Source organism: Streptomyces chumphonensis, assembly GCF_014779715.1.
GTDB lineage: Bacteria > Actinomycetota > Actinomycetes > Streptomycetales > Streptomycetaceae > Streptomyces > Streptomyces chumphonensis.
In genome coordinates, this window is sequence record NZ_JACXYU010000005.1 from 170,861 (window position 1) to 191,397 (window position 20,537).

The following is a 20,537-nucleotide window of genomic DNA, read 5'->3' on the forward strand; positions in this document are numbered from 1 at the left end:
GAAGGGGCCCGCTCACCCCCCGACGATCTCCGGCGCCCCGAGGCGGGCCGCGTCGGCGGTCTGGTCGTCGGGCTGGCGCTGCGACTCGCGCTCGGCCTCAACCCGCTTCTGGTAGTGCTCCACTTCGCGGGCGATCTGCCCCTCGTCCCAGCCCAGCACGCCGGCCATCAGCTCGGCGCATTCGCGGGCGCTGCGCGTCCCCCGGTCGAAGGTCTCGATCGAGATGCGCGTTCGCCGCGTCAGCACGTCGTCCAGGTGCCGCGCCCCCTCGTGCGAACAGGCGTAGACGATCTCGGCCTTCAGGTAGTCGTCGGCGGCGGGCAGCGGCTCGCCCAGGTGCGGTTCCCGCTCGATGAGGTCCAGGACCTCGTCGGCCAGCGTCCCGTAGCGGTTCAGCAGGTGCTCGACCCGTGCGACGTGGAGGCCGGTGCGGGCGGCCGTCCGCGCCCGTGCGTTCCACCGCGCCGCGTAGCCCTCGGCCCCGGCCAGCGGCACGTCCTCCGTGCAGCAGGCGGCGACCCGGTGGTCGAGCCCGCGCACGGCCTCGTCCACCGCGTCCTTCGCCATCACCCGGTACGTCGTGTACTTGCCGCCCGCCACGACGACCATCCCCGGCACCGGGTGCGCGACGGTGTGCTCGCGGGACAGCTTGCTCGTCGCGTCCGACTCCCCGGCCAGCAGGGGACGCAGCCCCGCGTAGACCCCTTCGACGTCGTCGCGCGTCAGCGGGGTCGACAGCACCGAGTTGACGTGTGCGAGCAGGTAGTCGATGTCGGCGCTGGACGCCGCCGGGTGGGCCTTGTCCAGCTCCCACCCGGTGTCCGTCGTCCCGATGATCCAGTGCCGGCCCCACGGGATGACGAACAGCACGCTCTTCTCCGTGCGCAGGATCAGGCCCGTGGACGAGTTCACCCGATCGCGTGGAACCACCAGGTGAATCCCCTTGGAGGCGCGGACGTGGAACTGCCCGCGCTCCGCGATCAGCCCCTGGGTGTCGTCCGTCCACACCCCGGTCGCGTTGATGACCTGCTGGGCCCGCACCTCGAACTCACCGCCCGCCTCCAGGTCCTTCACCCGCGCCCCGACGACCCGCTCCCCCTCCCGCAAGAAGCCGACGACCCGCGCGCGGTTCGCCGCGTGCGCCCCGTACGAGGCCGCCGTGCGCACGAGCGCCGTCACGAACCGGGCGTCGTCCGTCTGCGCGTCGTAGTACTGCAACGCGCCCGCGAGTGCGTCCTCACGCAGGCACGGCGCCACCCGCAGCGCCTTCCGCCGGCTCAGGTGCCGGTGCAGCGGCAGCCCGCGCCCCCGCCCGGAGGACACCGACATCGCGTCGTACAGCGCCACGCCCGATCCGGCGTACCAGCGCTCCCAGCCCCGGTGCTGCAACGGGTAGAGGAACGGCACCGGCTTCACCAGGTGCGGGGCGATCCGCTCCAGCAGCAGCCCGCGCTCCTTCAGCGCCTCCCGCACGAGCGCGAAGTCCAGCATCTCCAGGTAGCGCAGCCCGCCGTGGATGAGCTTGCTGGACCTGCTCGACGTCCCCGACGCCCAGTCCCGCGCCTCCACGATGCCCGTCGACAACCCGCGCGTGGCGGCGTCCAGCACCGTGCCGGCGCCGACCACCCCGCCGCCCACCACGAGAACGTCCAGCTCCCGTTCGGCCATTCGGGCGAGGGACTCGGCCCGCTCCGCCGGTCCCATCGTCGCTGTCCTCATCGTTGCCTCCCGGGTGTCGCACCGTCGTCAGGCCCACACGTCGATGCTCCCCCATGACGCCGACCTTGACCCGCTCGTTGTCCACAGCCTGCGTAATCCACCATATCTGTCATATATGCGCTTAACCTGACGTAGCGGTTCATAGCGCTGGCCGCCCGGGGACACGTCAGGGGAAGGGAATCGCCGTCATGCCCGCAGATCTCGCCGTGGTCGGCCTCGGACATCTCGGCCTCCCCGCCGCCCAGGCAGCGACGGCGGCGGGCATCAGCACCATCGGCTACGACGCCGACGAACGCGCCGTCACCGACCTGGCCACCGGACGCCAGCCGCCCTGCGGCACCCTCACGGCCGCCGACATCCGCCGCATGCTCGCCACCGGCTTCGCCCCCACCGCTGACCCGGCGGCCCTCGGCCGCGTCCGCACGGCCCTCCTCTGCGCCCCGACCCCGCTGGGGGCCGACGGCGCCCTGGACCTCACCGCCGTCCGCGCCGCCGCCACCACCCTCGCCGCGCACCTGCGCCCCCGGACGACGGTCGTCGTCGAGTCGGCCGTCTACCCCGGCACCACCGAGACCGAGATCCGCACCCTGCTCGAACGCGGCTCCGGCCTCCGCGCAGGCCACGACTTCCACCTCGCGGTCTGCCCCGCCCGCCTCGACCCCGGCAACCGCGCCTTCCGGCACGGCGCCGTCCCCCGCGTCATCGGCGGCTACACCCCCGCCTGCACCGAGGCCGCCGCCGCCGTCTACGGCCGCCTCACCGACAAGGTGGTACGCGCCCGGGGCCTGCGCGAGGCCGAGACGACCCACCTGCTGGAAGTCAACTACCGGCACCTCAACATCGCCCTGGCCAACGAGATGGCGATCCTCTGCCACGACCTGGACGTCGACCTGTGGGACGTCATCCGCTGCGCCGAGACGAAGCCCTTCGGCTTCGCCCCCTTCCGCCCCGGGCCCGGCGTCGGCGGCCACGCCGCGCCCGTCGACCCCAACTACCTCGCCTACCGCAACCGCACCCTCGGCCACCCGCTCCGCCTGGTCGAGCTGGCCCGCGAGGTCAACGACCGGATGCCGCGCTACATCACCCAGCGCGCGACGACCCTGCTCAACGAACACGGCAAGTCCGCACGCGGCGCCCGCATCCTCCTCCTCGGGGTCACCTACAAGCCCGACCTCGCCGACCAGGCCGGCTCCCCCGCCCGCGAGATCGCCACCCGCCTCCTCGACCTCGGCGCGCAGCTCAGCTACCACGACCCGCACGTCCCGCAGTGGCACGCGGCCGGTCGCCCCATCCCCCGCGCCGACAGCCTCTACGACACGGCGGGCGCCGCCGACCTCACCCTCCTCCTGCAACCCCACCGCACCTACGACCTCGCGGGGCTGGCCGCCAAGGCCCAACTCCTCCTCGACACCCGCGGCACCACCCCGACCGGCACCGCCTACCGGCTCTGACCACCTCCGCAGGCCGCGTAGGAGAAACTCCCTTCCCCCACCTCACGGCCGAAAACCGTGCACGCCCCCGTTCGACACGATGGCGTGAGAGAACCCCGTGTCCCGGTTCCTCACCTCACACCCGACGTTGAGCACCGTGCCCGCCGCGCGGCGGGCACGAGAGGAGAGACGACGTGAGGAAGAACGTGACGGGCCGTCGCCTGGGCTTCGCCGTTGCCGCCCTGGCGCTGGCCGCCACCGGCCTGACCGGAGCGGCCGGGACGGCGGCCGCCGACACCACGGTGCGGACGGTGATGGGTCCCGAGATGAAGGCCGGCGAGACCAGCTACGCCCAGTGCCCCGAGGGCACCCAGCTCATCGGCGGCGGCTACGCCGCGAACGGCGCCTTCGCCAACAACGGCGACCTGCTCGACACCGTCGACGTCTCCGCCCCCTCCGCCTACCGGCAGGGCGCCTGGGCCGCCCAGATCCACACCGGCACGATCAGGGCGTACGCGCTGTGCGACAGCGCGTCGGCGCCCACGAAGGCCGTCGCCGGACCGTCCGTCGACTCCTCCCAGACGTCCTACGCCCAGTGCCCCGAGAACACGAGCCTGATCTCCGGGGGCTTCGTGATGAGCCCGTCCTACAGCTACGGCGGCGCCGCCTACGACATGATCGAGGTCAACGCGCCCTCCCAGTACCGGCAGAACGCCTGGGCCGCCAAGGCCGCCAGCGGCTACGCCGCCGCCTACGCCCTCTGCCGCAGCTGACCCCGCACACCCCACCCCCGGCCCGGCGCCCCCAGCGCCGGGCCGCCGTACGTTCAACGCTCCCCCTCAGCCACCCCACCACGCCGTTCCCGCCCCGTAGCCCCCTCGCACCGGCCACAGCGGCACGGCGGCCACCCGGAGAACTCCGGAACCCACCCCTGCGCCGTCGGACGCCTCACCTCGCGCGTCGAGAGCACCGTCCGCCTGCCGTCCGCGCCGACGCGGTAGACCGTCATCGTCATCATGGCCGCTCCTCCTCCGCGAGGTCCGCGCAGAGGGCACGCGGCATCCCGTGCCAGATCCCGGTCACTCCCCCGGACACCGCGACGACGACCAGCATGACAGCGGCCGCTTCCACCACGCCCCGCGTCACGCCATCCCCTCCGCCCTACACGCCGCGTTGAGCTGGGAAGCCACCATCTCGGGACGGACCATGACCGTGACGTCGTCGTCGCCGGGCAGCCAGACAACACAGCGTGCCCCGCCCGACAGGAACGGCGACGACCAAACCAACACAACCACCCTGCCTCTGACGACGCGTGCGGGCCCGGCAGAACTGCCGCCCCGACGCCACCCCAAGCGCCCCACCTCTCCCCTGAAGCCCCCCATTCTTCGCAACACGACACCGCCCCTTCATGGAGTCCGAACACCAACCGCTCCAGACTCGCGGTGAACGGCGCACTCACACGGCGGCTGACAAGACGTCATGTCGGCGACGACTAGGGCGTCATTTCGGTGTCATAGGCGACGCAAGCGGCGTACCGTAGCGAGGCATGACGACACCGAACAGCGCTCTGCGTGCCGCCCGGATGGGACTCTTGATGAGTCAGGACGACCTGGCCCGCGCGCTACGCGAAGCAGGCGTACCGGGCGCCTCCAAGCGACTCGTCCAGAGGTGGGAGGCCGGGACGATCACCAGCCCGCGCCCCCTGTACGCCAAGGCCCTCGAACGCGTCACCGGACTTCCCATCGAAGCACTCGGCTTCCCCCCGATCGCCGCCCTCGCCCGCGTCACGGACGACGGCCACGGCGGTCACGACACGGCCCCCGCCCCTACCGCAACAGGCTTCCGCCCCTCCCCCTCACCCACCACATCGACCGCCTCACCCCGCACCAACTACTCCGGCGTCTGGCTCTCACGCTACGAGTACTTCAGTTCCGGCCGGGACGCCGTCTTCACCGGCCTGCACTACGTCGTGATCCTCCAACACGGAACCCGCCTGACCGTCCGCAGCCTCCCCGGCTCTTCACCGTCGCCCCTGACGATGGACCTTGAGGCCGACCGGAACATCGTCACCGGCACCTGGACCGAGCAGACCGCCGACGACAGCTACTACCGAGGCGCCCGCTACCACGGCGCCGTCCAGCTCCTCGCGGAACCCACCGGCCGCCGCATGACCGGCAAGTGGGTCGGCTTCGGCAAGGAGTTCGACATCAACACCGGCCCCTGGGAACTCACCCTCCAAGACTCCTCCACGACCAAACCCACCCTGGACACCTACAACCGCCAACCACTGAATAACTCCACCACTGCGTGAACATATCCAAGTAATACTAACGCACGCATCACACCGACGACCACATAGCCCTACACGGACTCTTGAGAGATGCAAAAATTTACAAGTTTCTTCTCTCGGATAGCATTCCAAACAGAGTCTCGCTTCACCAATCCGAGCCACTCCCCGAAGCGCGCCTCGTCCTCATAGAAGCACCAGGAACTGTGGCTTGCCAGGGATGACAGAGACGCGTCAACTGAATACTGGTATTCAAGCTGAACTTGCGAGTACCCCTCATGCTCTCCCCCAGCGTCAACGATTTCCATCTGCCGCACGAACCCCACGGCAAATACAGGCTCAGAGTACCAGTTCACTTCGCCATACTGGAAAAGAAAGCCATCCGAATCGGACTCGTTCGGCACGTCGAACTGAACTCGCGCGAAACTAGCGATAGCATCCATGGCATCTTGGAAATTGGGAACCCCTGACCCTGAGGTCAACTCGTCAACGATACTTAGCAGAACGCTTTGTGCAGAGTCGACTGGTCGCTTCATCGATCGTACCCCTCGAACTGATCTATGGCGAATTAGAGAAATCGTAGACGCACTGAAATGGACTACACCTCAAGCTTAGGGCCACCTCCCGTCCTGCAACTGACCTCGCAGATGTTGTAGAACGTCTCGAGCCTCTTTTGCATTTCTCGCACCGCCGATCATCTTGTTTACGTAAGCGTAGTAGTCGTTCGTGTGTATTCGCGAGTGAACGGACGCACCTGTCGGGTTTGCCGACTTGGACCCGCGTGGCAAGAACACACCGTTACTAGCATCGTTGATGTCTATTCCGAAGCTCGCGAGTCGCTGACGTGCAGCTGCAGCCTTCGGCGAAGTACTGGCCACGATATGATGCGCAGCAGATTCCGCAGGCCGCGCGGCACCACTAGCTTGAAGGTTGTCGCTGAGAATCTTGGCATTACTGGAACAGTTCGCATTGTGAACGAGGACGGCAGTTGCCCCGACCAGCACATAGTACGTGTGCTGCTCGCTGATTGTCAGGTTGTGGACTACTGAGTGAGCAGCGCTACGCCTGATGGCTGAGATCTGAACCTTGGTGCCTGCGCTCGTTTGCAGCCATTGCCCTGGTTTCAAGTCCTCGGCGTCGAGCCACGCTTCGGCTTGAGGGACCCAGAATGGGTGCTTGGCTGTTGCAGTCAGCGTGTTTGTGGACTCTCCACGATCGTCATCGGAAGTCTTAACGGTTATGCGGATAAGTTCTTTTTGGCCTTCGCTCTTGATGACCGCAGTTACCGTTTGGCTGCTCGTTTCGCCAGACGATGCGTCGCCAGCAAGTACGCGATCACCGTTCGCCAACTCTTCGATGGGTTTGACGGAACCGTCAGCCATGAGAACGCCGGTGTCTGGAACGAAGCTATTGCAACTCCCTCGTCGCAGTGCAGGCGATCGGCCGGGTGTAACGCCGAAGGCGCCAAAACCCATAGATACCGCGCCTGAGATGGTCCACATCTCGTCCGGGCAACCGCCGGCCTCGTGACAGGCGAAACCAACCGCCTGATAGACGGTGTAAGCATTGGAAGGCACTGATGTGTCCTCGTAGCACCTACCGTCTGGGCGGTAGCACAGTTCCTTCAGCTTGGAGAAGAGAGAGTCACGGAATTCAGGGACGATGCCCTTGTGTTCCACGGGGACGTAGACGCTGTGATAAACGAAAATGTAGCCGTCCCCATCCCAGTCAACGCCCGTGGAGCCTTCCTCTTCATAAGTGGAAACCTGACTCTTCCAGTCGTTGTAATACGTCTTCTGCTGCGTGAGCAGACCCTTGTACGCCGGGGTAGGCCGATTGTTGGCGTCACGGAGGCCCTGGTGCTGCTGGGTGCTGTGCAGTACCTGCTGGTTGCCGTAGCCCTGGCCCGTCGCGTCGTCCCAGATCATGAGGCCCGTGGGGTCGGAGAGGGTGACCGGGTTGTTGTTGGCGTAGGCGTAGCCGTTCATCTGGAGGGGGTCGGTGATGTCGATGATCGGGTCGACGGAGATGAAGCGGCCGGTGGTGGGGTCGTACTCGCGGGCGCCGATGTGGGTCAGGCCGGTGAGGGGGTCGTCGATGCCGGTGCCGAGGAAGGAGTCGCGGCCGGGCCAGGCGGTGGGCTCCTCGCCCCGGGAGTTGCCGAAGGGGTCGAACTTCCGCCGCGCCACCGTCATGTTCGCGTCCAGCGTCACCGCCGTCGTGGCCGTGTTGTGGTGGTCCGAGGCCAGGACGGACAGCTCGTGGTCGTCCAGGTCGGCGCTGCCGCCGGTGGTGCGGACGGTGGTCGGCGCGCCGGGGTGGGTGTAGTAGCGGCGGGCCTCGATCGCGCGGCCGGCGGTGTCGACGGTGACCTGGGCGTCGCCGAGGAAGAGGGTGGAGTCGGTGGCTGTCGTCTCGATGAGGCGGTTGCCGTCGGCGTCGTAGAGGTAGGAGACGTCGTCGACGCCGTCGCCGGTGGTGTCGGTGGCGGTGAGTTTGTTGTCGGGGTTCCACGTGAGCTGTTGTGTGTCACCTCCGATCTGGCGCTCCGTGGTGTTGCCCGTGGTGTCGTAGGCGTAGGTCTGGAGGCTTTCGACGGTCCCGGTGGCGTCGACCTCGGTGGAGTTGACGGCGGTCAGGGCGTGGGGCTGGGGGCCGTCGTAGCTGTAGGTGTGGGTGTCGGTGAGCGCCGGGTCGGTGAGGTCGTGCTCGGTGAGCCGGGTGCGGTTGCCGATGGCGTCGTACTCGTAGGTGTGCCAGTAGCCGTCGCCGTCGGGGCCGAGGGTGAGGTCCGCGGGGTCGGGGGCGGAGTCGCGGGCGCCCGTCGCGCGGGGGCAGCCGCCGGTGGCGGCGGTCCAGGCGTGGCGGAGCTGGCCGATGGCGTTGTAGCTGAAGCACTGCCGGTCGCGCATGACCGGGGTGGCGATGTCAGTGATGTAGGTGACGTTGCCGACGATGTCGTAGCCGTACCAGTTGTCGGACAGCCGGTGCGGGCCGGACTTCTCGCGGTCGGTGACGTGGCGGTCCAGGCGCCGGGTGTTCGGGTCGTACTCGTAGGTGGACCAGATCCGCTGCGGCGCCTCGCCGGAGACGGTCCGCAGGACCTCGCCGTAGGGGCTGTAGTGGGTGCCGCCGGTGTACCAGTCCAGCCCGGAGGTGGTGATCGGTGAACCCTCGCCGTTGTAGCGGGTGATCACCTTCTCGGAGTGCAGACCGCCCGGCGTGGAGGGCAGTGTGCTGGTCTCCGGCTTTCCGGTCTCGGTGTAGGTCTGCCGGTACTCGTAGGTGCCCGCCAGGCCCGCCGTCTTCGGCGTCATGGGGATGGTGAGGCGCGTCCCCGTCGGCCGGTACTCGAGGTCGTAGCCGGTGACTTCGGTGGTGTACGCGGCGCCGTCGGTGTAGCGGGTGGAGGCGACGGGGAGGCCCTCGGCCTGGAGGAGGGTGTCGTAGGTCCAGGTGGCGACGAGGGGGCCGGTGGCGGAGTCGTCGCGCAGGTGGGTCTTGCGGCCGAGGACGTCGTAGGTGGTGTGACGCGTCTGGCCGCGCGAGTCGGTGCTGGTGACCTGGCGGTCGAGGACGTCGTAGGTGTACGTCGCCTCGCCCATGTCCGGGTCGGTGGTGGTGGTGAGACGGCCGCGGGCGTCGTAGGTGTAGGTCCACGCGTTGCCCTCGGCGTCGGTGACCTCGGTGTGGTTGCCGCGCGCGTCGTAGCCGTAGCGGGTGTCGTTCCAGCTGGACGCGGCGGGGTTCGTCGCGTGCTGGACGAGGCTCGTGCGGCCGAGGACGTCGGTCCAGGTCTTGACGGCCTTGCTGCCCCGACGCGTGGACGTGCCCTCCGCGTTGAGGCCGGCGTTGGTGAGCGTCCAGTCGCCGCCGTAGGTCGTGACGGTGGAGTGGTTGGCCGTGCCCGCGTAGAGGGTGGTCTCCTTGACCGCTCGGCCCATGCCGTCGTAGGCGGTCTCGGTGGAGTGGGGGATCTGGAAGACGCTCTGCGGGACGAAGAGTTCGGCCGTGGGCTCGCCGGTGGTCAGGTAGCCGTTGTTCGTGGCGGCGACCGCGCCGAGGGAGTTGTAGCGGGTGTCGGTGACGATGCGGCCGCCGCCGAGGGCCTCGGTCTGGGTCTGGCGCGGGCGCAGGAGGCCGTCGAGGAGGGTGATGGAGTCGTCGTAGGTGCCGTTGTCGCGCAGGCTGCGGGTGGTGACGGCGGGCGGGGTGTCCTCGTCGATCTGGTAGGAGAACCGCTGGGCGGCCGGGTCGAGGGCGGGCTTCTGCGACGGCGTCCACACGGCCGTGACGCGGCCGAGGTCGTCGTAGGCCATCGTCGTCGTGCGGCTGTTGGTGTCGGTGGTGGTGAGCGGGGTGCCCCGGCCGGGGTCGACGGTGGTGGTCGTGGTGTGGCCGAGGGGGTTGGTCGTCGTGGTGGAGAAGACGGGCCCGGTGGCGGGGGCGAACGTCGTGCGGGTGACGTTGTCCTCGGCGTCCTTGACGGCGGTGGCGCGGCCGAGGGCGTCGAACGTGGTGCGGGCGGAGGTGACCCAGCCGGTGCCGTCGGCGTCGACGGTGTCGACCTGGTACGGCAGGCCGCGCGTCGGGGCGTCGCCGAAGGCGTCGAGCGCGTCGTAGGAGGTGCGGGTGTCGGAGACGACGTCGCCGCCCCCGGCGGTCGCCGCCGCCGCGCAGTCGCCGACGGTGACGCGCTGCCGGGAGGTGAGCCCGATGAGGTGCTTCGCCGTGTTGTGGACGTAGGAGGTGGTGGTGCACACCTCGTTGCCCTGGGTGTGGCCGCCGCCCTCCTTCGGCGTGAGGGTGGAGGCGTGGGCGGTCTCGGGCAGCCCGTACACCGGGTCGAAGGTGGTGACGGTGCGGACGGTGCGGGTGCCGCTGCTGGTCTCCTCGACGGCGTCGGTGCGGCGGACGCCGGTGCGGTACGCCTCCAGGTCCGGCAGCCCGTCGCCGCGCGGCCGGGAGGCCCGCAGCTCCGCGCGCGGCCAGGTCACCGTGCGGGACCGGACGTCGCCGCCGGACTGGTCGTAGGTGAGGGCCTCGACGGCCATGCCCTGGTAGGGCAGCAGGTCCTCGGCGATCTCCTGGCCGGTGGAGTCCTCGATCATGACGGTCGCCCGGCCGGCGTCCTTCGACATGCCCCGGAAGTAGCGGGTGCGGGTCTCGGTGCGGACGGTGGCGTCGTGGTCGCCGGTGTTCTCCGTCAGCCCCTTGCGGACGACGACGGAGCCGTAGCCGCGCCACTGGCTGTAGGTGCGCAGTGCGGGCTTGGAGAACTCGTCGGTGTCCTTGGCCCAGGCGGCGTCGCCCTCGTAGGCGTAGGAGGTGACGACGTCGGGCTGGCGGGCGACGCGGTCCTTCTCGACGACCTTGGTGACGACGTACTTGTTGAACCACTCGATCTCCGGCTCCTCCAGCTCCGGGTCCGGGGACCAGTGCACGGGGAAGCAGCGCGAGGCGTTGCTCTCCGGGTCCGGGGAGGCGCCGATCGGGCAGGGGTCGGAGTAGGTGACCTGGAGTTCGCCACCGGTCTCGGTGCGGATCGTCTCGACGCGCAGCCGGTCGAAGTCGGGGGTGGGGTCGCTGGTGGAGCGGGCGACGCGGTTGGGCATGTCGACGACGTTCGGCAGGAACGTCACCGGGGGCAGGGTGGTGCCCGAGCCGTCGGCGCTGTAGCCGGTGCGGGTGATGGACTCCAGCCACAGCGGCGGGTGGGTGTCGGTGCGCTGCTTGGGGAAGTAGTGGTCGAGCGTCCAGACGTCCACCTTCGACAGCGCGGTGGAGTCGGGGGTGCGCTGGCCGTAGGTGGTGACGCCGGAGAGCCGCTTGCGGCTCCAGAAGGTGGGCGAGGTGACGTAGCAGTTCTCGGCGTCGGCCTTGCAGTGGAGGGTGGAGGGGGTGTCCCACCAGGGCTGCTTGTCGCCGTAGTTGTCGGAGTCGAAGTCGGCGTCCGTGCAGTCGACCTCGCCCTCCTTGATGCACCGCTCGGCGAGGGAGAAGGTGACGCGTCCGGCCGGGGCGCCGTCGAGGTCGTCGGCGCGCAGGCCGTAGTCGATCTTCTTGGGGTGGCCGCCGCGCACGTAGGAGACGTGGTCCTTGAACTTGCCGTTCCTGGCGTAGTGGTTGGTCTCCTTGAGCCAGTCGATGACCATGGCGTTGCCGTGGACGTCCTCGACGTAGTCCAGGTTCCAGCGCCACGCCTGGGTGCAGGAGGAGTCCTTGAAGGCAGTGGCGTGGCAGGGTTCGCCCGTGTGGTTGCCGAAGACGGGGGCGGTGAAGACGGAGTTCGTGTCGGCCCGGCCGCCGCCGACCTTGTGCTTGCCGAACCAGTGCCTCGTGCCGTCCCGGGTGGTGACGACCCAGTACTCGCCGTCGTTGTCGCCGTTGCCGAGCGCGGTGTCCTTCTTCAGCTCGACCTGGGAGCCGTCGTCGTTGGCGGGGGTCCACTTCCCGTCGTCCAGGACGAGTTCGGTGGTGGTGCCGCCGAGGGAGAGGGCGACGTTGTCGCTCGCCCAGCACAGGTCGGACTTCTTCTTGTCGGTGCTGTTGTCGTTGTTGGGCGAGCCGTCGCGGTCGTCGGAGCAGGGGCGGTAGCGGCGCTCGATGAAGCCGGGGTGGTAGTTCCAGCCGTCGCCGATCCAGGACGCCTGGCCGTTGGCGACGGACGTCTTGCCGTCGACGGCCTGCGAGGAGTAGCTGAAGCCGACGCTGGGCGCGGGGCCGGCCGGGGCGGCGGGGACGCTGAGCGGGTAGGCCCAGGTGAAGCCGCCGCCGGAGCCGCCGGCGGTCCAGGTGCCCGTCGGGGAGAGGTCGGTGGCCTTGTAGGTGCCGCCCGCGCCGGCGCCGGAGTCGGTGGCGGCGAGCACCATGGGGCCGCCGCCCGCCTGGGTGGAGAGTCCGGACGCCTGGGCCTGGGCGGGGTCGACGGTCGCCCGGACGGTGTCGGCGCCCGCGTCGTTGCTGGACGGCACGTCGACCGGCGTCGCGCACTCCGGCAGCTCGGGGGTGGTCAGGAAGCACTCGGGGAGCTGGTCGATTTCCAGCCGGGAGGCCCACTCGGTGCCGTAGAGGTCCTCGAACTCCGAGTAGTCCAGCTCGACGTCGACGCGCGTGGCCCCGGCGGAGGGCGGCGTCACGGTGATGACGGCGCCGTCGACGCCGACGCCCTCCACCGCCGTGCGCGGCTCCACCTCGACGTTCCAGGTGCCGGACGGTTCGGGCGGGGCGGGGTCCTCGGTGCTCGGCGTCGCCTTGCCGAGGCGGACGGGGAGGTCGCCCGCCTGGACGAGCTCGTCCCCGGCGGCGTCCAGCGGGACCTGCGCGGTGCCCCCGGCGGGCACGGCCACGTCGGTCGGCTCGTACTCGACGCTCGGGGGCAGGTCGCCCGTCCACTCCTCCAGTTCGGCGGCGGCCGCCGCGTCCAGCGGCGCCGGGTCCTCCTGCTGGAGCGCGGTGAGGTCCGGGCCGCCGCGCGGGTCGCCGGGTGGGAGGGCGACGGCGGTGGCGGGCAGCAGCGTCACGACCATCAGGGCGGACAGGGACACGCCCAGGCCGTTTCTCAGCCGACGGGTGCCGCCGCTTCCCGTGCGCCGCACCGCACGACGGAACCGACCGCGCATCGCATGCGTGGACACCGTGGACCCCCCAGGAAAAGCCGCGCAGACAGCAGGGCAGCCCACACAGAAAAGACATAGAACCGCGGTAACTATGCACAGCCCGTCACAGTGATTCCACATTCTGCGGACCGGTGTGAGATGGCTCACCGGGGAATAGCGGACGGATCTTCCGAGGTGCTGAATGAGGAGCCATCAGCCTGCATGACGTGCATGTACAGATAGTTCACCGAGTGTCCACTCACAGTGGACATGACGCGCGTGAACTGGGCAAACAGCCTGGCCCCTCGTACCGTTTTGCACGCTTTGACGGTGTTCTAACAACGTCAGATGAATCCGGACGCGTCGGCTCCGCATTCTGTGTGCTTTCCCCGCCGTTCGCTCCGTACGCGCCACCACCACAACGACGACCGGTGACGAAATCGTGGAGATGGGTCATGCTCTGCTGGCATTCACTGCGCGCGGCCGATCACGGGGGGACGTATTCCTCCGACCGCCGCACGTGGATGCCCGAACGGATCTGGCACTCCTTGGGGGGAACGACGCATGGCGGCCGTGGATGAAACGAAGGAGGCGGACGGGACGGGGGAGGAGACCACCCCGGCCCGTGCGCGTCGCTTCCGGCGGCCGTCCCGGCGCGGAGCGGCCGTCCTCGCCACGCTCGTCGCCCTCGCGCTGGCGCTGCCCCTCGGCGTCCACCTGACCGGCGAGGACGGGGAGGCACCCGAGCCCGCCGCGCAGCCGAAGGCCGAGGCTCCCCTCGATGCGGAGGCCGCCGCCGAGAAGGCCCGGGAGACGGGCGAGGACGTCGAGGTCGAGACCGAGCGCGACGCCACGTCGACGACCTGGGCCCAACCCGACGGCTACCTGCGCACCCGCGTCCACAGCGACACCATCCGCGCCGAGACCGGGGACGGCTGGCAGGAGATCGACACCGACCTGGAGAAGGTCGAGGGCGGGTACGCGCCCAAGGCCGTCAACGACCCCCTGCTGTTCAGCGCCGGCACCCCGGACGAGGGACCGCGCCCGCAGCTCGGCGGCGACGCCGCCACCGCCACCGAGTGGACCCGCCTGGTCCGGTTGACGACGGACGGCCACGAACTCACCGTCAGCTGGCCCGGCCCGCTGCCCGAACCGCTGGTGAGCGGCCCCCGCGCCCTCTACGAGAACGTGCGCCCCGGCATCGACCTGCTGATGACGGCCCGCGACAGCGGCTACTCGCACGTGCTCGTCGTGCACGACCGGGACGCCGCGCAGGACCCCCTGCTGGAGCAGCTGCGGTACCGCCTCTCCTCGCCCGACCTGACGTTCCGGCTCAACGCCGCGTCCGACACCGTGCAGGCCGTGGACGCCGACGGCAACGAGGTGGCCGCCTCCCCGACCGCCTACGCGTGGGACTCGGCGGGCAAGCCGGCCGTCACGCTCGGCCAGGAGCCCGACGTCATCGAGACGGTGAGCGAGACGCTCAACCTGCCGGGGCTGGCCGGGCCCCGGCCAGGGGCGCACGACGCGGTGCTCGCCGCGAGCCTCGACGAGGGCACCGGCGCGGACGTGCTGACCGTCACCCCCGAGGCGGACCTGCTGGCCGCCGAGGACACCGTCTTCCCCCTCTTCATCGACCCGTCGTTCAAGGGCCGCAAGAAGAACTGGACGCTGCTGTACAAGAAGTACCCGAACTCCAGCTTCTACAACGGCCAGAACTTCAACGACGGCACCAACGAGGCGCGCGTCGGGTACGAGTCGACCACGGGCGGGCTGTCCCGCTCCGTCTTCACCTTCTACCACGACTCCGACCTGCACGGGGCGAGCATCAAGTCCGCGACGTTCCGGACGTTGCAGACGTACTCGTGGGGCTGCTCGGCGCGCAAGTACAACCTGTGGCTGACGAGCCGGATCGACAGCGGGTCGAGCTGGTCCGACCAGCCCTCCTGGTACCGCGTCCTCGACTCGGAGACCAACGGGCACGGCTACAAGTCCGGTTCGTGTCCGGACAAGTGGGTGGGGCTGAACATCAAGTCGGCCGCGCAGGAGGCCGCCGACAAGGAGTGGTCCACGCTGACGCTGGGCCTGCGGGCGGCCAGCGAGACGGACACGAACGCGTGGAAGAAGTTCCGGGCCAACGGTGAGAACTCGCCGTACATCGAGATCGTCTACAACCGCACGCCGAACCAGCCCACGCACCAGACCATGACCCCGGGCCCGGACTGCGACCTCACCAGCCCCTTCTCGTCCGTCGGCAAGCACGACCTGACGTTCCGTGCGCGCGGCTCCGACCCGGACGGCAACCTGAAGTACCTGCACTTCGCGGTGTATCCGACGGGCGACTTCGCGAACGCGGTCTACAGCGACGTGCGCACGCCCGACAGCAACGGGTACGCGTCGATCACCCTGCCCTGGGAGGACTTCACCGACGGCGGCACCTACTCGTGGGGCGTGCGCTCCTGGGACACCGACGGGGCCAAGTCGACGTACGCGCCCCTCGGCCCGGACCCCTGCCGCTTCGTCGTCGACCACTCGGCGCCCCCGACCCCGACCGTGACCTCGTCCGACTTCCCGGCCCCCGGCGACGACGGCGACGTCTGGTCCACCGTCCGGTTCGGCACGGCGGGCCGTGCCACGTTCGCCACCGAGGCGGGCGCGGGAACGGACCACTTCGAGTACAGCCTCAACTCCGGCAGCTTCGACCGGACGTCCCCCGACGCGGCGTCCGACGGCACGGCGACGGTCTCGTTCGAGCCGACCTACCCGGGGCCGAACCTGCTGTACGTCCGGGCGGTCGACGGCGTCGGCAACACGTCCCCCGAGATCCGCTACCTCTTCTACGTGACGCCCGCCGACGCGCTCGACGCCCCCGGCGACCTCAACGGCGACGGCACACCCGACCTGCTCGCCATCGACCGCCTGGGCAACCTGCGGACCTACCCCGCCGCCGACGGCGGACGACTGCACATCCACGCCGCGGGCGCGCACGACGGCGGCGCCGCGCTGGACGACGGCTACTGGTTCGACGACGCGGGCGAGCCCGTCCCGATCAGCCACACCGGCGACTGGTTCCCCGGGGACGGCGTCTCGGACCTCCTCGCCCGCATGCCCGACGGCAGGCTGTACCTCTACCCGGGTGACGGCTACGGCAGCTTCGACGTGGGCGAACGCCTGCCCGTGCTGCTGCCCGAGGACGCGCCCGACCCGGCCACCCTGACGCAGCTCGTCACGACGGAGGACGTCACCGGGGACGGTCACCCCGACGCCTTCGCCCTCGCGGGCGACGAGCTGTGGGCCTTCACCGGCTACACCGGCGGCGCGTTCACCTCGGCGCACCGGCTGGAGACCGACGCGGCCTGGGAGACCAGGGATCTGGTGATCGTCGGCGACCTCACCGGTGACGACGCCGCCGACCTGCTCTTCCGCACCGGCGTCTCCGGTGAGGGGCTGAAGCTCCGGCACGGGAAGCCGGGGTCGGGCGGGGGCGTGGACCTGGAGTCGCTCGGCAGCGGCTCCGCGTCCGGCACCGGCCAGGACGAGGTCTACGGCACCTCCGCGTGGCTGCCGGAGGACCTGCCCGTCCTGCGCGGCACCCCGGACGGGAACGGGGACGGCGTGCCCGACTTCTGGGCGACCACCCACACGGGGCTGCTCTACTTCTACCCCGGCGGCGCCGAGACCCACGGCGCCCGGGTCGAGGTCGGCAGCAGCGGCTGGCAGCGGAGCAACATCCCCGCCCTGGGCTGACCCCGAACCGCCGGAGCCGCGCCCCCGGTTGACCGGGGGCGCGGCTCCGGCGTCCCCCTCCCGACGGCGGGTCCGAGGGGCGGCCTCCCGGATGGCGGCCGGGCTCCGGGTCGTGCGCTCCGCTGCTGGGGTGAGAAGCACCGGAGCAGCCCGACGGCGGCGTGTCCCGGCGGAGCGGACCAGGCGAAAGCAGATGATGGACTGGTCTTATCACCGGCCCACATCTTTGCGTGGGCATCCACAAGAACTCGGGAGAACCCCATGCGCACGATTCGCACGGCCGTCGTCTCGGTGGTCATGGCCGCCGGCCTCGGCACGGTCGGCACCGCTTCCGCCTTCGCGTACGGCGGGGGCATCGGCGTCGACCAGGACAACGCCGCAGCCTGCACCCAGGACGTCAAGAAGATCCACACGAGCCTCCTCGGTGACGTGAACCTGGGTCTGGGTCTGGGCCTTCTCGGGCTGGGCGGCGGCCAGGCCGGCTCCGACGAGACGGTCGACTACCGCTGCCTCGTCGAGCAGAAGAACAAGAGCGCGTTCAACTGAGCACGGGTCGCTGAGACCCTGTTCGGCGGAAGCCGGACTCGGGGCGGCTCCCGCCGTACGCCGACAACCACCCGGACCCGTCAAGCCCGCAGGGCCATGGCGGGTCCGGAACACTGTCCGCGCCGGCGCCCGCGACGCCGCGGCGACCCCGATCCCCACCACCTGACCGTTGCAGTCGCAATCAACGAGAACGGGCACATCGGCGAAGACGCCGGCATGACGTTCCAGGCGTCTGTCACCTGGCCCGGACGCACCGGCCGGTCCCCGCGCGCGCTTCGGGCCCGTCCCGCTCGTGGCGGGACGGGCCCGAAGGCGTGCGCGGGGACGGTCAGCGGCTGCGGGAGACGGTGACCTCGACGCGCTGGAACTCCTTGAGGTCGGAGTAGCCGGTGGTGGCCATGGCCCGGCGGAGGGCGCCGAAGAAGTTCATCGAGCCGTCGGGGGTGTGCGAGGGGCCGGTGAGGACCTCCTCCGTGGTGCCGACGGTGCCGAGGTGGACCTTCTTGCCACGCGGCACGTCCTCGTGGACGGCCTCCATGCCCCAGTGGAAGCCGCGCCCCGGTGCGTCGGTCGCGCGGGCGAGCGGGGAGCCCATCATGACGGCGTCCGCGCCGCAGGCGACGGCCTTCGGCAGGTCGCCCGACCAGCCGACGCCGCCGTCCGCGATGACGTGGACGTACCGGCCACCGGACTCGTCGAGGTAGTCGCGGCGGGCGGCGGCGACGTCGGCGACGGCGGTGGCCATGGGCACCTGGATGCCCAGCACGTTGCGCGTGGTGTGGGCCGCGCCCCCGCCGAAGCCGACGAGGACGCCGGCGGCCCCGGTGCGCATGAGGTGCAGGGCGGCGGTGTAGGTGGCGCAGCCGCCGACGATGACCGGGACGTCCAGCTCGTAGATGAACTGCTTGAGGTTCAGCGGCTCGGCGGCCGAGGACACGTGCTCCGCGGAGACGGTCGTACCGCGGATGACGAAGATGTCGACGCCCGCGTCCACCACGGCCTTGGAGAACTGCGCGGTGCGCTGCGGCGACAGCGCGGCGGCCGTGACCACACCCGCGTCCCGGACCTCCTTGATGCGGCGGCCGATCAGCTCCTCCTTGATCGGCTCCGCGTAGATGTCCTGGAGGCGGCGGTTGGCCTCGCCCTCGGGCAGCTCGGCGATCTCCGCGAGCAGGGGCTCCGGGTCCTCGTACCGCGTCCACAGACCTTCGAGGTTGAGGACGCCGAGGCCGCCCATCTCCCCGATGCGGATGGCCGTCGCCGGGGAGACGACGGAGTCCATCGGCGCGGCGAGGAAGGGCAGTTCGAAGCGGTACGCGTCGATCTGCCAGGCGATGGAGACCTCCTTCGGGTCTCGCGTGCGGCGGCTGGGGACGACGGCGATGTCGTCGAAGGCGTACGCCTGGCGGCCGCGCTTGCCGCGCCCGATCTCGATCTCAGTCACTGATGCTGCCCTTCCCTACGGCTGTGCGGCCCCCAGTATCGCGCAAGGGCGTCCGGGAGCCGCATCGCGTCTCGTCGTGCGGCGGCCACCGGCCCGGCGGTGGCCTCAGCGGCGCGAGGAGTAGTTGGGGGCCTCGACGGTCATCTGGATGTCGTGGGGGTGGCTCTCGGTGAGCCCGGCCGCCGTGATGCGCACGAACCGGCCGTGCTCCTTCATCTGCGGCACGGTGCGCCCGCCCACGTAGAACATGGACTGCCGCAGACCGCCGACGAGCTGGTGGACGACGGCGGACAGCGGCCCGCGATAGGGCACCTGGCCCTCGATGCCCTCCGGGATCAGCTTGTCGTCGCCGCTGACCTCCTCCTGGAAGTAGCGGTCCTTGGAGAAGGAGCGCTGCTCGCCGCGCGACTGCATCGCCCCGAGCGATCCCATGCCCCGGTAGGACTTGAACTGCTTGCCGTTGATGAACAGCAGCTCGCCGGGCGACTCCTGGCAGCCCGCGAGCAGGCTGCCGAGCATGACGGTGTCGGCGCCCGCGACGATGGCCTTCGCGATGTCGCCGCTGTACTGGAGGCCGCCGTCGCCGATGACGGGGATGCCGGCCTCGCGGGCCGCCAGGGCGGCGTCGTAGATGGCGGTGACCTGCGGGACGCCGATGCCGGCGACGACGCGGGTGGTGCAGATGGAGCCGGGGCCGACGCCGACCTTGATGCCGTCGCAGCCCGCGTCGACGAGGGCCTTGGCGCCGTCGCGGGTGGCGATGTTGCCGCCGACGACGTCGACGCCGGCGTGGTTGGACTTGATCTTGGCGACCATGTCGCCGACCAGCCGGGAGTGCCCGTGGGCGGTGTCGACGACCACGAAGTCCACACCGGCCTCGATGAGGGCCTGGGCCCGCTCGTAGGCGTCCCCGGCCACCCCGACGGCGGCGCCGACGAGTAGCCGGCCCTCGGCGTCCTTGGCGGCGTTCGGGTACTGCTCGGCCTTGACGAAGTCCTTGACCGTGATGAGGCCCTTGATCCGGCCGTCGTCGTCGACCAGCGGCAGCTTCTCGATCTTGTGGCGGCGCAGCAGCTCCATGGCCTCGGAGCGGGGGATGCCGACCTTGCCGGTGACCAGCGGCATCGGCGTCATCACGTCGCGGACCTGGCGGGTGCGGTCGAGCTCGAAGGCCATGTCGCGGTTGGTGACGATGCCGAGCAGCTTGCCGGCGGCGTCCGTCACGGGCACACCGCTGATGCGGAAGCGGCCGCACAGCTCGTCGGCCTCGCGCAGCGTCGCGTCCGGCCGGATGGTGATGGGGTCGGTGACCATGCCGGACTCGGAGCGCTTGACGCGGTCGACCTGGGCGGCCTGCTCCTCGATCGACAGGTTCCGGTGGAGGACGCCGACGCCGCCCTGCCGGGCCATGGCGATGGCCATGCGCGCTTCGGTCACCTTGTCCATCGCGGCGGAGAGCAGCGGGATGTTCACCCGGACGTTGCGGGAGACGAGCGAGGACGTGTCGATGTCCTGGGGCGCCATGTCCGACTCGCCGGGCAGCAGCAGGACGTCGTCGTAGGTCAGCCCGAGCCGCGCGAACTTCTCAGGCACTCCGTCGACGTTGTCAGTCATGACACCTTCCCTGGTGGTCTTGCCCGTACACGTCCCCCCATGCTAACGGCCAAACGAGGGACCTCGTGCTCGTGTGAAAGTACGGCCGGATGGCGCTGGTCACCCGGCGCGGACCGGACGCTCCGGCGCGGCGCGGGAACGTTCGCGGGTGG

At 70.1% G+C, this 20,537-nt stretch carries 10 protein-coding genes; 5 read left to right on the forward strand and 5 right to left on the reverse strand.

The annotated features are described in order from the left end of the window. Positions 1-12: 12 nt before the first annotated feature. Positions 13-1,719 carry a glycerol-3-phosphate dehydrogenase/oxidase gene (locus IF129_RS12610; RefSeq protein ID WP_191209686.1) on the reverse strand — a complete coding sequence of 569 codons (1,707 nt, stop codon included), beginning with the start codon at positions 1,717-1,719 and terminating at the stop codon, positions 13-15. Between the two features lie 188 nt (positions 1,720-1,907). Here IF129_RS12610 and IF129_RS12615 point away from each other — a divergent pair, with 188 nt between their 5' ends. Both IF129_RS12615 and IF129_RS12620 read left to right on the forward strand, forming a co-directional pair. Next, positions 1,908-3,170, forward strand: coding sequence for a nucleotide sugar dehydrogenase (locus IF129_RS12615; protein ID WP_191209687.1), 1,263 nt, complete (start codon positions 1,908-1,910; stop codon positions 3,168-3,170). A gap of 173 nt (positions 3,171-3,343) precedes the next feature. After that, positions 3,344-3,922, forward strand: coding sequence for a hypothetical protein (locus IF129_RS12620; RefSeq protein ID WP_191209688.1), 579 nt, complete (start codon positions 3,344-3,346; stop codon positions 3,920-3,922). 241 nt (positions 3,923-4,163) lie between these two features. Here IF129_RS12620 and IF129_RS26725 read toward each other — a convergent pair whose 3' ends face one another. Further along, positions 4,164-4,295 carry a hypothetical protein gene (locus tag IF129_RS26725; protein ID WP_263576220.1) on the reverse strand — a complete coding sequence of 44 codons (132 nt, stop codon included), beginning with the start codon at positions 4,293-4,295 and terminating at the stop codon, positions 4,164-4,166. Positions 4,296-4,695: 400 nt separating this feature from the next. Here IF129_RS26725 and IF129_RS12625 point away from each other — a divergent pair, with 400 nt between their 5' ends. Further along, entirely contained in the window at positions 4,696-5,460 is a 765-nt protein-coding gene (locus tag IF129_RS12625) for a helix-turn-helix domain-containing protein (RefSeq protein WP_191209689.1), read from the forward strand. 587 nt (positions 5,461-6,047) lie between these two features. On the opposite strand, the gene IF129_RS26730 is transcribed toward IF129_RS12625, so the two are convergent. After that, the gene (locus IF129_RS26730) at positions 6,048-12,983 is read right to left on the reverse strand and encodes an AHH domain-containing protein (RefSeq protein WP_191209690.1); all 6,936 of its coding nucleotides are present in this window, start codon (positions 12,981-12,983) and stop codon (positions 6,048-6,050) included. A 615-nt stretch (positions 12,984-13,598) separates the two neighbouring features. Here IF129_RS26730 and IF129_RS12635 point away from each other — a divergent pair. Together IF129_RS12635 and IF129_RS12640 are read left to right on the forward strand one after the other, a co-directional pair. Beyond that, positions 13,599-16,781: a DNRLRE domain-containing protein gene (locus IF129_RS12635; RefSeq protein WP_191209691.1), complete on the forward strand. Its 3,183-nt coding sequence runs from the start codon at positions 13,599-13,601 to the stop codon at positions 16,779-16,781. A gap of 261 nt (positions 16,782-17,042) precedes the next feature. Beyond that, a complete protein-coding gene (locus tag IF129_RS12640) occupies positions 17,043-17,327 on the forward strand; it encodes a hypothetical protein (protein WP_191209692.1) in 285 nt (94 codons plus the stop codon). Between the two features lie 328 nt (positions 17,328-17,655). Here the strand turns inward: IF129_RS12640 and IF129_RS12645 are convergent, their stop codons facing one another. Together IF129_RS12645 and guaB are read right to left on the reverse strand one after the other, a co-directional pair. Beyond that, positions 17,656-18,771: a GuaB3 family IMP dehydrogenase-related protein gene (locus IF129_RS12645; RefSeq protein ID WP_191209693.1), complete on the reverse strand. Its 1,116-nt coding sequence runs from the start codon at positions 18,769-18,771 to the stop codon at positions 17,656-17,658. A 105-nt stretch (positions 18,772-18,876) separates the two neighbouring features. After that, positions 18,877-20,385: an IMP dehydrogenase gene (gene guaB / locus IF129_RS12650; protein WP_191209694.1), complete on the reverse strand. Its 1,509-nt coding sequence runs from the start codon at positions 20,383-20,385 to the stop codon at positions 18,877-18,879. Positions 20,386-20,537 lie beyond the last annotated feature (152 nt).